Origin of the sequence: Roseovarius sp. CAU 1744 (genome assembly GCF_039839345.1) — a bacterium.
Classification (GTDB): Bacteria; Pseudomonadota; Alphaproteobacteria; order Rhodobacterales; family Rhodobacteraceae; genus Roseovarius.
Genome location: NZ_JBDOQV010000009.1, coordinates 14,065 through 29,011, shown reverse-complemented (window position 1 = coordinate 29,011; position 14,947 = coordinate 14,065). Strand labels below are relative to the sequence as shown.

Genomic DNA, 14,947 nt, shown 5'->3' with positions numbered 1-14,947 from the left:
GCGCCTACGCGTAGGCGCCGCCTCCCACGATTTACACACGTCAGGACTGTTTCGTGACCTGCGTGTATTCCAGTTCGACCGGGGTTTCCCGGCCAAAGATCGACACCGTCACCTTGAGGCGCTGGTTGTCGTCATCCACTTCCTCGACCATGCCGTCGAAATCCTCGAACGGCCCGTCATTGACCTTGACCTTCTCACCCACCTCGAAGTGGATCAGCGTGCGCGGCGCTTCTTCGCCTTCCTGCACGCGGTTCAGAATCGCGTTCACTTCGGCATCGCGCATCGGCATCGGGCGGCCCTGCGGGCCCAGGAAGCCGGTGACGCGGTTGATCGAGTTGATCAGGTGATAGCCCTGATCCGACATTTCCATCCGCACCAGCACGTAGCCGGGCATGAACCGGCGCTCGGCCGTCACCTTCTTGCCGCGGCGGATCTCGATCACTTCCTCGGTCGGCACAAGCACTTCCTCGATCTCGTCCTCAAGACCGTTCTCGGCGACGGATTGTCTGATCTGCTCGGCGATCTTCTTCTCGAAATTCGAGAGAACACTGACCGAGTACCACCGTTTTGCCATCGTGCACCTTGTCCTCGTGTTGCCGGCCAACGGGCCGGGTTTCCTTGTTCTGCGCGGGTCCGGCCACGCCAGTCCGCGAAACAAAAAATCGGCGCGCAACTCGAATCGCAGCGCGCCTGTCATCCGTTTGGAGGTGCACTAAAGCGAGATCGCCGCGATTTCAAGAGGTATGTTTCGACCGGGCCGTGCGAACAAGCGGTGAAAAACGGCCAATTCCGCTTCTGATCTCGAGCGGCAGCAGTTGGAGGTCCGGCATGTCGAACGGTTTTCTCTTGGTGGCAGAGAGCAACCGGCGCGCGACGCCGCCGGGGCAGTCCACTCTGCCCGTCCTGTTGAGATGCTTGCCCTCGCCTACGGGGATGCGGCACCCGCCTGACGCGCGCGCTTCACCGGGCCAAAATCAGCCGAACAGACCAAGAATGCCCTGCAACCCGCCACGGATCAGCAGATCGACCAGCGCAAAGAAGATCGCCGTCAGCGTTGCCATGATGAAGACCATGACCGTGGTCAGGAAAACCTCGCGCCGGGTCGGCCAGACGACCTTGGAAATCTCGGCCCTGACTTGCTGGATGAACTGGAGCGGGTTGGTGCGTGCCATTTGCGCTGACTTCTCTGAGAAACTGTTCTGCGCGACATACGCGGGCCTCGGCGCAAATTCAAGTGCTGAAGGCACCTCGCCATAACCTGCCCTTCAATTGTTGTTGAATCTTCAGGTCAGCCGCCCTGTGCCTCTTTCGCCAGCCGCTCGAACGGGTCCGGCCTGTCCGCCTCTGCCGGGTCGGGCTTGGAGAAATCCGGTACGTGCACACCGTCCGCCCATTTGCCCGGCATCCGGTCCAGCGCCGCGTCGATCCGAACCGCCATCGCCTCGGCCCGCTGCCGGATGGTTTCCGCCAGGTCGGGGCGCCGCGCATGCAGCCGTTGCCAGGCTCCGACAACCAGTTCCGCCACTCTGTCCGGCCCAAGCGTCAGGTAGCCGATCAAGACGCACAGGAAGGTAATGAACAGCGTGCCCGGAAGCAGCCAGGGGCGGAAATACATGATCGCGGCCAGCACCGCGAAGATCAGATGCTTGCGCGAGGGCCGGTAGCCCCGCACCAGCAAGATCCCCGCACCGATGGCCCGCGACAACTGACCGGCGGTTTTCGGCAATGTATCGTCAGGTGCCCCGGTGCGTTTTCTCCGGAACAAACGGCGGGGGTGCTTGATGGGTGCGGGCGTGGTTTCGGGGCCATCCGCGACGATTTCAGGCAGCGCTTGGTGGTTGTTCTGCCGTTTCTGCTCGATCATCACCTCGCGTATCAGGATATCCGCGTTCAGCTCCGCCGCCTTGCGCGCATCCGCGTCAGCACCGCTCAGTCCAGGTAGATCCCGGGCGGTTTTTGGCAGATGTTGTGGCGTTGCAGAACCGCTCATAGTCACTCGAATTATCCCACGCCCCCACGTGTTCAACCCGCCGGATCGACGCTCCGGCATTCGATTATGGGGACGCTAGGGCCGAATTCGGGCAATTTGATGGCGGTCCGGTGGCTGCAAAATGACGAGATGGCCGAAAGAACATTCTGTTTCCAAGAAAACTGTGTGACTTGAATGATTTGGCCCTGGACCCAGCCTTGCGGCGTTCGCAAGTTCGTTGTCGAACTTGTTGATATGGGCTGAAGCGACCTGATGCAGGCACCTCGCCTGAAGCTCCGTCATAAGATCGTGACCGAAAGCATCGACCAGGGCGCAGCCGCAGTTGGCAAGAAGAGTGCGGACTGGATCCAACTGCCGCTGAATCGGACTAGCTGCGATCAATCAACGCTGCGATGCCTGCGATAATCAGCATGATGCCAAGGATTTCCTTGGCCGAATAGCTTTCCCCCAGCAGCAGAACCGAAACTGTCACGACCAATGACACCTCCAACCCCAGAATGAGAACGTAAAGAACGCCGAGCTGTTCGCGGCCCATTGCAATGATTTCAACAGATATGCCTGCCGCCATGAGCATGAAGATCATGACGGCGGTCGCAATGGAGGCGTTCAAAGAGAAGGTCTTCATCGCGAAAGTGGCCGAGACATAGCAGACGGCCGCGATTGCCGCGAGGGCAATGGGGTTGCCGAACAGTAGGAGCTTGTTGTCAAACATGGTGTTTTTCTCCATCGTGCCATTCCTGACCGCTGCCCTGCATTCGGGCACTGCCTGAAACGTTGGGTTCGTCCCGGATCGACGTCCGGGCACAAATCGGGGGTGTGAATCGCTACCCCGCCCAACGGGTCGAAAACCCCGATCGCCTGCACGAAACCGCCCCTGCCGCGCCAAGCATCGCCAAACCGGTGATCAGGGCCCAGGCCGCGGCTGGCAAGGGAACGACAGGGACCGGGCCCAGGGTACTTCCTGTCAGTTTTGCAAGCACATCGCGGTCGATGCCGATGCCGCTACCGGAGAAGTTGATTGGATCAACGAAATGTGCGCCGGCGAATTTCCCCTCTGCCTTCGTCTCCCACAAATAGCCAAGTGAATACTGGCGGCCGATCTGCAGGCCGGATATGTCCAGCGCGCCGGTGTAATTTTCCACCAAACCCTGTTCAGTTCCGATGTTTGTGGTGTCAAAGAGGCCCTGGCCGTTCAGTATTGAAAGGTCGAATCCGCTGCCTGTGGTCGCGGATGAAAGAAACCCGCCGGGATCTGACGACTGAATGCTGGTGCCAGCAGACGAGGCCTCCATGGCTGCGAACTCTTGCGCGATGATCGCCGAGGGGTCGCTGGCGTTCGGATCCGTGATCCGGAACGAGAAGAATAGCGAGGCCTTGCTGCCCTGTATCGCGCCGACGAACGCTCTGCTGACGGTAAACGGAATTGCGGTTATGGACGCGTCCTGACGGGTGATGTCGAGGCTCAGCAGCCCGCCCGAATTGGCCTGTCCGTTACTCTCCTTGAAGTTCAGGGATGCCCAGCTTTCAAACCGAGAAGTCGAGTCCGCCATGGACGTGGCGTCGGCGCGCGCCGGCAGGGAAGGGTCGATCGAGATAATGTTGCTGTTCTGACCCAGAGGTCCCGAGATCGCTGCCCCGGTAGAGACATCGACATGGGACGAGCGATTATTCGTCAGCAAGGGCGTCGGACCCGATGTATTGGCGAAGGTAGTGATCGTCGCCGCCTCGGCGGATGCCGAAAGAACTGCGCCAAAGAAGAGAGGAGCAAAGGCGCGAGGTGAAATGAAATTCATCGTGTATCCCTTTATTTCAATCAACGTCCTGTGCCGTTCTATGAGTCCGGCCCTGAATTGGCCGACTTGCCGAAATTTGCCCGGCATCAACAGCACACCACTCGGACATAAACCCGCGACATACCGCCTGTCTCGTTCAGCCGTGGACCAGAATGCTGGACAAACCGCTGCGATTACTGATCAATTACTGCCTAATTCGATCAGACTGAATTTGAGAGACGATTTGATGCCCTCAGCAAAATCCGACTCTGTTCGTGTCAGGGGTGATGACCTGCGGTTCTTGCGCAAACGGCGATTTCCCTCTGCCGAAGCTTTTTCTGCCGCCTGCGGCAGTGTATCCGTCCCGACGATCTACCGGGCGGAACGCGGCGGTCCGGTCATGAAATCATATCTCGATAGGATGGCACGTGAACTCGAGGTAAAAGTCGAACGCCTGATCGCTCTCGACAACAATGTCGACCGCATCACCAGCAAGATCGTGTTGACCGGAGACTGGCTGGGTCTGCATATCGCGACTGATCGGTACGGGCAGCCCTATACCATCACTGAAGAAGTGACACTGGTTCAACGTGACGCGCGGGTCGAAGGGCGGGCCGCCTTCGAAACCAGCGAAGGCAAGATGCACGACACATATGTCGACTGCACCTTCAAGGATAACGTCTTTGTCGGGCAAACACGGTCGGAAGATTGGCCGTTTCCACTCGATTGTGCGCTCTTCGTGCTGTCGGGAACGCGCAATTTCACCTGGTTGGATGGCTATATCTGCTGGTTCGATCTGGACACCGAGCGGCCGGAATTCTCGAAATACATCCTGATCAACCGTAACTCGCCGCGGGTCGATGCCGAATTGGATGTGGCCCGGGCATTGCTGGAGGATGAAACCAAGCTGATGCGGGTGCGCCGGTTTCTGGAGTCGGGATACAGTTTCGACAGATCCGTCTGCCTGATCTCGGCGGTTGAACAGAACGGTCTGCCCCCAGACCCGACACCGCCGGCGACGGGTGTGGATCCACGGGCCGAGGAACGGCCGGCCGGGCCGCCCACGGAGGCATCCCGCGCGGTGGTGGCGATTTCCGAGCTTACGGTGCTGGACGACGATCCGACGCAACGCTTCTTTGCCGACGGGCTGATCGACGATATCGCCACAGATCTTGCCCGCGCGCCAGGCATCGACGTGGTGCCGCGTGCAAGTTTTCCGGCGGGTGCGCATGTCGCCGCTGAAACTGCCCTGTCCCGCGGGGCCAGCCATGTTCTGGGCGGAAGCATGCGACGCTCAGCCACGCATCTGCGCCTGAATGCGCAACTGGTCGAAGCGTACTCGGGCAAGATCGTCTGGGCGGATCGTTACGAACACCCCGTCGAAAAGGTCTTTGCGGCGCATGATTCCATCTCTGGCGACATCGTGAAAGCGCTCTGCAGGGAATTCTCAGTCAGCACGCCACCGGGGGCAAAGGCCGAAACCACGGATCCGCGGGCGTATGAGCTGTTTCTCAAGGGGCGCTCTCTTTATCTGCGCGGCATGTACACCCATTCAATGCGCGCATCCGAGGCACTGGTGGCCCGCGCGATCGAAATCGACCCGAATTTTGCGCGCGCACACGCCCAGCGATCAATCTGCAGATCTTACCTGCTGCAGAGCATCACCCAATCCGGCAAAAGCGAGCCCGTGCAGGATGGGATGGCGGACTGCCTGAAAGCGCTCGAGCTTGACCCGGACCTGCCGCTTGGTCATGCCGCGCTTGGGCTTGCGCACTATGCGACAGGCGAGTACGCCGCCGCCGAGACGGCGTTGCGACGGGCCATCGAGCTTGATCCACAGCTCTTCGAGGCGCAGTTCTTTCTGGCGCGCGATCTTCGCCTGCAAGGGGATCGTGCCGGGGCTGCCGAACGGTTTGCGCTTGCCGCCGATTTGCGCCCTGAAGATTTCCGCGCAAGTGGCCTGCTGGGAGAAGAGTTGCAGGCCCTTGGCCGTCACGAAGCGGCGACGCTGCGGTTTCGTGCGACGCTGGAACTGATCGAGAAGGAGCTTGAAGAGCATCCCGACAATGCCGGCGCCCTTGCCTTCGGTGCGGCGGTTCTCGCCGATCTCGACAAGTCGGACCGTGCCGGCGTCTGGGCGGACTGGGCGCTTGCGATCGCCCCGAACGACTGTCTGGTTCAATACAATGTCGCGCGCATGCACGCGATCCTGGACGACACAAAGGAAGCGCTTTGCCGGCTTCAGCAGGCTTTCAAGGTCCCACCTGTGGTGGGCCGGCGCCTCGCACTTTGGATGCGGTTTGATGAGGATTTCACCGCGTTAACTGACGACAAGCGCTTTCAGAGCCTTCTGCAGCCTGCCCGTCATTGAATGAAGTGGCCTAGTTGAACCGACGGCGATGAACTCGGTTTGGCTGATCAATTGCGATTTGTCGAACGGTCGGTCCACCATTTCCAGTGCGCGGATCGTACGGAGAAAATGCTCTCGCTCCAGCGTCGAAGCGCGCCCGGGCCGCAATGCCCGGGCGCGCCAATCGTCAACTCAGGTGGTGTACCGGCTGAAGCCCGTAAACCGGTGTCGACAGCCCTTCCATCCGGGCCTTCAACTGCAGGGACAGGAACTGCGAATAATGCCGCGACTGGTGCAGGTTTCCGCCGTGCATCCAAAGGCCCTCGACCTGGGTCGGTTTCCACATGTTGCGCTGCTCGCCCTCCCAGGGGCCCGGATCCTTGGTGGTGTCCGATCCAAGCCCCCAGCACTTGCCCAGGCGGTCCGCCATGTCCTGTCCCATCAGGTCGGCCACCCACCCGTTCATCGAGTTGTAGCCGGTCGCATAGACGACCAGGTCGGCGTCCAGATGCTTGCCGTTGTCCAGGATCACCCCGGTCGAGTCGAGTTCAACAACCTGGCCGCGCTCCAGCTTGATTTCGCCATCGATGATCAACTGGCTCGCGCCGATGTCGATGTAATAACCGGACCCGCGGCGCAGGTACTTCATGAAGAGCCCACTGTCATCGTCGCCCCAATCCAGCCAGAACCCGGCCTTTTCCAATCCCGCGTAGAAATCTGCATCGCGCTTCTTCATCTCGGCATAAGCCGGGATCTGGAATTCGTGCAGGATGCGATAAGGAAGCGAGGCGAATATCAGGTCTGCCTTTTCGGTGGTGATACCATTGGCCACGGCCTCTTCTGAATAGAGCGCGCCAAGGCCGACATCCATCAGCGTGTCGGATCGCACAATATGTGTCGACGACCGCTGAACCATGGTGACGTCGGCGTCGTGCTCCCAGAGCGCGGCGCAGATATCGTGGGCAGAGTTGTTGGATCCGACAACCACGACCTTCTTGCCTTTCCACTTGTCGGGTCCGTCATGTTCCGAGGAGTGCTGTTGCACGCCCCTGAATTGATCCATGCCGGGAAATTCCGGCATCCGCTTCTTGCCGGACATGCCCGTGGCCATGACCAGTTGTTTCGGTTTCAGCACCACCTCTTCCCCTTCGCGATCGACGGTCACGGTCCATTCCTTGGCCTTTTCGTCGTAGGTCGCCGATTTGGCCGTGGTCCTGGTCCAGTAGTTCAGTTCCATGACCTTCGTGTACATCTCCAGCCAGTCGCCGATCTTGTCCTTGGGCGAAAAAACCGGCCAGTTCTCAGGGAATTTTATGTAGGGCAGATGGTCGTACCAGACCGGGTCATGCAGGCAGAGCGACTTGTACCGCTTCCGCCAGCTGTCGCCCGGCCGATCGTTCCGCTCGACGATGATTGTCGGCACACCAAGCTGGCGCAGCCGTGCGCCAAGCGCGATCCCGCCTTGGCCGCCGCCGATTATCAGGCAATAGGGCTGCTTGGAATATCCCAGCTCTGCCTCCTCCGTCTCACGCTCCTCTTTCCACGTCGTCCGGTTCTTGCCCGCACCATGCTTGGCACCAAGTGGCCGGGCAAAACCCTTGGGTTCCTCCAGGCCTTTCAATTCGGACATCGTGGTCAGCAAGGTCCAGATCTTGCCCTCCTTCAGGCGGACCAGCCCGTAGCCACGCGCCAGCTCGGTCTCGAAAGTGATCCAGGCCGTGGTGACGCCGTCCTCTTCGGTGGGTACTTCGCCATCGGCGATCTGCCAGTTCGCCGGCTTCGTGGTGGCAAGCTGATGTTTCAACATGTCCTCGACCCCGGACGGGCCTTCGACGGTCTTGATGTTCCAGGTGAATGTCACGAGATCGCGCCAGTAGCTGTCGTCGAGAAACATCGACTTGGCCCTGTCAATATCACCCGATTCGAGCGCTTTCCCGAATTCATCGAGAAACGCCTGGGTGTGGTCGATTGCGGTTGAGTCAAGCATGGGTTTACCTCCGGTTTCCGTGCAGATTGATTTCCTCGCGGTCAAGGCTGGCAGAAATCCCTGGCGTCCGGCCAATGCTTTTGGGTGTCATGCGCCGGAAAACAGGCCTGGGGCCCCATGGCTGTTGCGCGCGCAACGGCGGCGCAACAAGATCAGGCTATTCCGACTGGGTCAGACCGGCTTTTCGCACGCGGCGCAGCACGGTCGAGCGGTTCACGCCAAGGCGGCGCGCAGCCTGCGACATGTTCCAGTTGCAGGCGATCAGGATGGCTTCGAGATCGGTGTCCGGCATTTCTTCTTGGGCCGGTGCGGCGGGCGGCGCCGGAAGATCGGTCAGGTCGATCACCGCCCCCTCGGCAAGTGAAACGGCGATGTCGAGCGCCGTTTCGAGTTCGCGAAGATTGCCCGGCCATGATCGCGACTTCAGCTCGGCCCTTGCGGCTGGCGAAAGGCGCGGGTTGTCGGCCATTCGGCGGCGCAGAAGCCGGTCCAGCAGCCAGTCGAAATCTGCACGGTGCCGCAGCGGTGGCAGCGCAAGCACGGCGCCGGCAATCCGGTAGAACAGGTCTTCGCGCAGTGTTTCGGCCAGCTGAGACGCGTCACCCCGCGTCGATGAAATGACGCGAAGGTCGTCACGGCGGTCAAGAATTGTAAGCAGGGCGTCCTGTGTCTCGGGCGACAGGTCTTCGATACCGCGCAGAAACAGCGTGCCCGACGCGACATCGTCCAGAATTTCCAGGTCACGAAGACCGGCGCATCGCAGCGAATGGAAGCCGCGGCTGCGGGGGCCACAGACGTGAATCGCACGTGCAAGGCGCTCCTTGCCGGTGCCGGTTTCGCCGGTGATCAAAAGCGGCACGGCGGTCTTAGAAAGCCGGCCGGCCCTGGTCAGCATGTTCAACATCATCGGATCGGGTCCAGCCAGGCTGCCCAGGGCGCCCGGAAGCTCAGGCCGGTGGCGCGCCAGCCCCGACGTCCCGCGGGGGGCCTGCGGCGCAATGGCGTGACCAAAAAGCCCGCGCCCGTCCTTCAGCCGCAGCAAGCGATCCTCGGGCGGGCGGCCCCGCATCAGGTCCGGAAGGTCATCGACAGTCATCTCGAGAAACTCGTCGATGCGCGTGCCGATCAGGCTGTCGTCATTGTCGGGATCAAGCGCATGTCGCGCACCCGAGGTCATGCCCACGATCCGACCCGACCCATCCAGGGCCACCGCGGCCTCGGGGTCGACATCCAGAAACTCCGGACTGGTCGAGACCCGCAAAACCCATTCGCGCCCGCTCATCGCCATGATGTTCGCCATCTCGACCCGCCGTGCCGAGGCCGCGACAAGGTTCATCGCCAGGTTCTGCGAAGTCTTCGGGGATGGCGAGCGCAGCAGTGAAATGTCGAGCACCGCCGAAAGTTCGCCCTTGGTGTCAAAGATCGGCGCCGCGGTACAGGAAAGCGGCGTATGGGCCAGGCCGAAATGGTCGCTCTGGTGGATGGTGATCGCTTCTCCGGTGACGATGCACGACCCGACGCCGCAGGTGCCCGCAAGGTTTTCGGTCCAGTCCGAACCAAGGTAGAGGCCAGCATTGCGCAACTCGTCTTCGAACCGGGGATCGCCGAAGAAATCGACGCACACGCCCTGCGCATCAGCCAGCAACAAGACGTAGTTCTGGCCGGCAACCTGCCGGAACAGCGTCTGCAGGCCGGATCGCGCCGTCGCAATCAGCCTCTCGGATTGCTCCCGGTGCTCGCGAAGCTCGGCCTCGGTGACGATATGCGCCGGATCGGGCCGGGTCGGGTCCATGCCGTAGGATTCGACACATCGGCGCCAGCTATCGGAAACGATGCGGTCGCGACCGGTCTCAAGCCCGCGCAAGACTTCGTCGATTTCCTTCACATGATCCAAATCGCGCATGCCGTCCTCCCGCAGTCATGCCGGGGACAGGCTAACACGGATGGGCGGCAAGGTCAGTTAGACGAAAGGGTTAAGGTTTGATGCGACGATCCGGGGTGCCGGTCGCCAATTTCCCCTGTCGCGTAGTCGAAAACGTCCAAGTTGCGCCCGGCGAGATTTCCAAGCGTGGCCGTTCGTGCAAATCGCAGCAATTCGCGTATTCTTGTTCAGCAAACCGGTTCGCGAGCCAGGCTCGCGCAGTTGAACGATTGGATCGGAAGGAGGAACTCGCCATGGCTCGCGCCGCACTCGTCATCTTCATGATCTGCTACGCCACCGCAGGGACGGCACAGATGGCGCCCTCGGCCAGCGAGGTCGCCAATTATGACGGGCTCTTCAAAGCCGCTCAGAACGGCGACACCGAAACTATTCAGCGGCTCGTGGCGGAAGGGGCTGACATCGACGCCCGCGATCCCCGTGACCGCAGCCCGATACATGTGGCGGCATTTGCCTCGCAGGACGAGGCATTGCGCGCGCTTGCCGACGCCGGGGCCGACATGAACGCCCTTGAATTTCAGGCCTATGATGTCGTCACGATCGCAGCCGTGGCCAACGATCCCGAATTGATGTCTCTTGCGATCGAACTTGGCAACGATCCGGGCCTCACAACCAGTCCCTATGATGGAACGGCGCTGATCGCCGCTGCCCATCTGGGCCATGTCGACGTCGTCCGGCGATTGATCGCTGCAGGCGCGCCGCTCGATCACGTCAACAACCTGCACTGGACGGCGGTCATGGAGGCCGTGGTTCTGGGCGACGGACGCGAGAACCACCAGGCAGTGCTGGACGCTCTGCTGACGGCAGGGGCAGACCGGACCATCGCCGACCGGCACGGCGTCACGCCGCTGCAGCACGCGGAAAACCGAGGATTTACAGAGATGGCGGCAAGGCTACGGCAACGAGACTGAATGTGCCGCAACCGTGGCCTTTCGGGACCTTCATCACATCGCCGAACATTGCGGCGCAGATGCCCTCTGGATCCGATATTGGTCAATGCTGAAGCATTCAGGCACGCCAGATGACCGAAACGCGGGACAGAGGATGACTTCGCTGCACACCGCCAGCCAGCAGCAAGGGCCGCGTTACATCCCCTGGGCACCCCGCGCCGCGAAAAGGCATTGCCAAGCTGCACTGCTGCCGTTGCCGGGCCGTCAATATCACCTTGAAGACGGGCTGGTTACGAGCCGTCGGATCGCTCTGGGGCGGATGCGAGCCATGTAGCCGTAGAAAGGCAGCTTTCGAGCGTTCTTGGTTGTGGCCGCGCCGAGCCAGTCGGCTGCTGTGCCCTTGACCTTCGCAGCGAACGCAGCGCCATTCATATCCTTGCCTTGCGATAGTTTGCGGGGGTTGTCCCCAGCCATCGCTTGAATGCCCGCGTGAAAGAACTTTGCTCTGAGAACCCCGTAAGGAACGCCACCTCTGCGAGCGAATACTGCTTATCCCGCAGCAAACCTTCGGCAAGCTCGCGGCGGGTCTCCTCGGTTAGGGTCTGAAAGCTCAGACCGTGCTCCGAGAGGCGGCGGTGGAAAGACCGGGCGCTCAGGCCAAGGCCCTTGGCAATTTCCGTCATTCTGGGCGTGCCTTCACTCAGCGCTTGTGCAATCGCATCCTTGGCTTCGCCGACCACGGCTGGTGACTTGTCGACCTTGGCAAGTTCCCTGTCGAGGTCTGACATGAGGTATCTCGAGATCCCCTCGTCACCAAGGATGTTTGGCCGGTTGATGGCCTCATCTGAGATGAGGATCGCATCAAGATCGGCGCTGAATGTAACCGGGCAGCCGAACCACGCCTCGTGGAAGGCCTTCGATCTGGGCTCCTTATGCTGAACAAAAACCTCGATGGGGCTGAAAGGGACCGGGCAGACCTGCCGCGAGAGCGAGACGGCACTGGCAAGGGTTGCTTCGTTCGACAGGCGCAGACCCAGCCGCCGTTCGCCATCGCGGTGCAGTATGAAAAGCGTGCCGCGCGGGTGGTCGCGAAGCTCGTAGGTGACAACACCCGTCCAGATCCGGGCGTAGCGTTCGATCCGCGAACAGGACGCCATCAGCGTTGGCGCCGCCTTCCAGGCCAGACCAAGCGCGCCATATTCGTCGCATCGCATGGACGCGCCGACGTGAACCGGAAGTTTGGTCACGTCGATCTGTTCGGCCATGCCTTCAAGCATCTCGTAGTAGGTCGCGGCCGGGATCATGAATTTCGGATCCCACGGCGCGTCCGGGTCGATGCCGGCCTGCTCCAGCGTTGCCCGCTGGTCGATGCCCGACCCGGCGGCGGCGACCATCTTCCGCGCAAAGAGCGATGTTACATAGGCCATGACCGAGGCCCGTGAATGGGTCGATAAGAGTGCATGAGCAGATGATAGCCGCTGCAAACCGGTATGTCACAGGACGCGATTGGCGTGCGCGGTCAAAACCCTGGCGGCGGCGGTCAATACTCGGACCCGTCCAGCTGGCTACACCTTGGTCATCAAGCGCAACCAAGGAGAAAGAACATGCAAACCAAACCCATCCTCGTCGTTGGCGCCACCGGAAAAACCGGATCGCGCGTCGTGTCCAAGCTCGAAGACAAGGGCGTCGCCGTGCGTCGCGGATCACGCAACGCCGATATCCCGTTTGATTGGGAAACTCCGGCAACATGGGCGCCCGCACTCAGCGGCGCGGCCAAGGCCTATGTCACCTATTTCCCGGACCTGGCCTTTCCCGGTGCCGTTGAAACCCTGGAGGCCTTCACCAAGGTCGCGGCCGCCAGCGGTCTTGAACATATCGTTCTCTTGTCCGGGCGTGGCGAACATCACGCGCGCCTCGGTGAAGAGGTCGTTCGCGCCTCGGGCATCCCCTTCACCATCGTACGCGCCGCCTGGTTCGCGCAGAACTTCAGCGAAGGCTATCTGCGTGATCCGATCCTGGCGGGCATATTGCCGATGCCGGGCGGTGACGTGGCCGAGCCCATCATCGACATCGACGATATCGCCGATGTTGTCGTCACCGCGCTCACCGAAGGCGGACACACCGGCGAACTTTATGAAGTCACCGGCCCCCGCTTGATGACCTTTGCAGAGATGGCCGGGGTTCTGTCGCAGGCCACAGGTCGTCCCATCCAGCACGTGCCGATCACGTTTGACGATTTCCACGCCAATGTCGCGGCGGCGGGCGGTGACTTCGTGGCCGATGTCTTCACCGCGATTGCACGAGAGACGCTGGACGGGCGCAACGCGCAGACGGCCGATGGTGTCCAGCGCGCGATCGGTCGAGCGCCGCGCGACTTTTCTGACTTTGCAACCGCGGCCGCCTCCCGTGGCGCCTGGAAAACCGCCGCCTGAGCGCAACCACCAACCGAAAGGAGATCCCGATGGCCGTCACCGTGCTCGAAAATCGCCCTTGGGGTCTCCGGCCTGGCTGCCTTGAGCATCGGTGCGGTTGTCCGGGGTTTCCGACATTGGGTTTACACAAGTCCGACTGCCGGGCAAGCGGGGCTGTGCTGTCCTTCGTTTCGCCCGCTCGAAGGGCCGGTTTCAAGATCTCAGCACCTAATCCACGACGCTATCGACGCGCGCGTCCGGGTGGCCCAATAGCCCCGCATCAGGCGCACTCCGGCGCGTCAAGAGGCGGACCATGCCGCGACGGACCAACATGGCGAGGGCCGCGCGCTGCGGACGGTCGGTCATCGGGCAGTCTGTTCCGGTCTTGGCAGTGACAGGAACCCCGCCACCGCGATGATAACGATACCGGCCAGTGAATATGCGCCGGGCATTTCGACAAAGAAGATCAGGCCCCAGATCAGGCTGAAGACGAGATAGCTGTAATCGAAGGCCGCGACCGTCGAAGGTGGGCCGTTCTGGTAGGCAATCGCTGCGCCGACGCTACCGACAAGGATCGCTGCTGCAAGGGCTGCGACAACGCCGATCAGGGCAAGGTCGAGGCGTTGCCACGGGCCGAGAATGAATGAGCCTTCTTGCCCCGAAAAGACCCCGAGACCCGCGCCCGCGACAATGAAGGCGACATTGAGCGCCAATGCCAAAGCGAAAGGATCGTCGTTCCGACATTTCCGGGCGGTCAGCACCATCGCGCAAGCATATAGGAACGCTGCCAAGAGCGGCAGCAATGTCGCCAGATCGAACCCGGAGGTGTCGGGGCGCAATATCAGAATCACACCGGCAAAACCCATGAGGATCGCCAGCAGGACCCGTGGGGCCGGCCAGCGGCGGGCAAGGACGGATGCAACGAGCGTGATCAGGATCGGAGATGTGTAATATGTCGCCGCGGCCAGCGAAAGCGGCATCAGCGGCAGGGCCGAATAGTAGCTGAGCCACATCGCAACCAGCAGAGCGCAGCGCAGAATGACCCAGACCAATGATCCAAAACGCCGCGTGCCATTTCGCCGGACCAACCACCACAGCGGCGGCAGCACGAGCGATGAACGCAGGATATACATCTGCCACAATGGAAGATCGAGGCCGGTGGCCTTGATGATCGCATCCCCGAGCGACAGTGCCAGCACGGCGATGACGATGGCGCCAACGGCGAGCCCCGTTCGGTAAGTTTGTATCTCCCTGGTCACAGTCTCCCGGCCTTTCCTTCACTGCACCTCGCGCCGCCATAGGTGGCGATGATCGCGCCCGTGAAACAGATCATCAGGCCGGTCATCATTGCGGGGTCATCGGTAAAGCGACCCTCAACGATCTGGAACAGAAAGACAAACAGCGAACCAAGCGCCGTGATCGCGGCGAGGGTCAGCATGGGCTTGAACGAGATCGCGTTCTGCATCGCAAAGACCGGAAGCCGCAGACGATGTCGCGCCTTGGGCACCCGAGGGCACAACAGGAAGCGTACCGGGCGCACTGCGACCGACTGTTCGACAGTGATTTTGACGTAACGCGTCACACGACCCTTTTCGCGGTCGAGGCCTG

13 protein-coding genes are annotated in these 14,947 nt (G+C 61.3%); 3 read left to right on the top strand and 10 right to left on the bottom strand.

Annotated features, from left to right (window positions below; genetic code table 11):
- Positions 1-40: 40 nt before the first annotated feature.
- The 5 genes from nusG to AAFO92_RS17695 form a co-directional block, all read right to left on the bottom strand.
- Positions 41-574 (bottom strand): transcription termination/antitermination protein NusG, encoded by a 534-nt coding sequence (gene nusG, locus AAFO92_RS17715; RefSeq protein ID WP_347537389.1) that lies wholly within the window; start codon positions 572-574, stop codon positions 41-43.
- 400 nt (positions 575-974) lie between these two features.
- The gene (secE, locus tag AAFO92_RS17710; RefSeq protein WP_347537387.1) at positions 975-1,172 is read right to left on the bottom strand and encodes a preprotein translocase subunit SecE; all 198 of its coding nucleotides are present in this window, start codon (positions 1,170-1,172) and stop codon (positions 975-977) included.
- 116 nt (positions 1,173-1,288) lie between these two features.
- Positions 1,289-1,990 carry a hypothetical protein gene (locus AAFO92_RS17705; protein WP_347537385.1) on the bottom strand — a complete coding sequence of 234 codons (702 nt, stop codon included), beginning with the start codon at positions 1,988-1,990 and terminating at the stop codon, positions 1,289-1,291.
- 367 nt (positions 1,991-2,357) lie between these two features.
- Entirely contained in the window at positions 2,358-2,717 is a 360-nt protein-coding gene (locus AAFO92_RS17700) for a hypothetical protein (RefSeq protein WP_347537383.1), read from the bottom strand.
- 97 nt (positions 2,718-2,814) lie between these two features.
- Positions 2,815-3,783, bottom strand: a complete 969-nt coding sequence (locus tag AAFO92_RS17695; RefSeq protein WP_347537381.1) for a VPLPA-CTERM sorting domain-containing protein — start codon at positions 3,781-3,783, stop codon at positions 2,815-2,817.
- A gap of 379 nt (positions 3,784-4,162) precedes the next feature.
- On the opposite strand from AAFO92_RS17695, the gene AAFO92_RS17690 reads away from it, so the two are divergent.
- Entirely contained in the window at positions 4,163-6,133 is a 1,971-nt protein-coding gene (locus tag AAFO92_RS17690; RefSeq protein ID WP_347537379.1) for a tetratricopeptide repeat protein, read from the top strand.
- A 166-nt stretch (positions 6,134-6,299) separates the two neighbouring features.
- On the opposite strand, the gene AAFO92_RS17685 is transcribed toward AAFO92_RS17690, so the two are convergent.
- Both AAFO92_RS17685 and AAFO92_RS17680 read right to left on the bottom strand, forming a co-directional pair.
- Positions 6,300-8,099, bottom strand: coding sequence for an NAD(P)/FAD-dependent oxidoreductase (locus AAFO92_RS17685; RefSeq protein ID WP_347537377.1), 1,800 nt, complete (start codon positions 8,097-8,099; stop codon positions 6,300-6,302).
- Positions 8,100-8,256: 157 nt separating this feature from the next.
- Positions 8,257-10,002 (bottom strand): sigma-54-dependent Fis family transcriptional regulator, encoded by a 1,746-nt coding sequence (locus tag AAFO92_RS17680; RefSeq protein WP_347537375.1) that lies wholly within the window; start codon positions 10,000-10,002, stop codon positions 8,257-8,259.
- A 272-nt stretch (positions 10,003-10,274) separates the two neighbouring features.
- Here AAFO92_RS17680 and AAFO92_RS17675 point away from each other — a divergent pair, with 272 nt between their 5' ends.
- Positions 10,275-10,949 carry an ankyrin repeat domain-containing protein gene (locus AAFO92_RS17675; protein ID WP_347537373.1) on the top strand — a complete coding sequence of 225 codons (675 nt, stop codon included), beginning with the start codon at positions 10,275-10,277 and terminating at the stop codon, positions 10,947-10,949.
- A 407-nt stretch (positions 10,950-11,356) separates the two neighbouring features.
- Here the strand turns inward: AAFO92_RS17675 and AAFO92_RS17670 are convergent, their stop codons facing one another.
- The gene (locus tag AAFO92_RS17670; RefSeq protein ID WP_347537371.1) at positions 11,357-12,355 is read right to left on the bottom strand and encodes an AraC family transcriptional regulator ligand-binding domain-containing protein; all 999 of its coding nucleotides are present in this window, start codon (positions 12,353-12,355) and stop codon (positions 11,357-11,359) included.
- A 177-nt stretch (positions 12,356-12,532) separates the two neighbouring features.
- Between AAFO92_RS17670 and AAFO92_RS17665 the strand changes: the two genes are divergently transcribed.
- On the top strand, positions 12,533-13,360 hold the full coding sequence (locus AAFO92_RS17665) for an NmrA family NAD(P)-binding protein (protein WP_347537369.1): 828 nt from the start codon (positions 12,533-12,535) through the stop codon (positions 13,358-13,360).
- Positions 13,361-13,701: 341 nt separating this feature from the next.
- On the opposite strand, the gene AAFO92_RS17660 is transcribed toward AAFO92_RS17665, so the two are convergent.
- Positions 13,702-14,598 (bottom strand): DMT family transporter, encoded by an 897-nt coding sequence (locus AAFO92_RS17660; RefSeq protein WP_347537367.1) that lies wholly within the window; start codon positions 14,596-14,598, stop codon positions 13,702-13,704.
- A complete protein-coding gene (locus AAFO92_RS17655) occupies positions 14,595-14,921 on the bottom strand; it encodes a hypothetical protein (RefSeq protein ID WP_347537365.1) in 327 nt (108 codons plus the stop codon). The genes AAFO92_RS17660 and AAFO92_RS17655 overlap by 4 nt, the downstream gene beginning before the upstream one ends.
- Positions 14,922-14,947 lie beyond the last annotated feature (26 nt).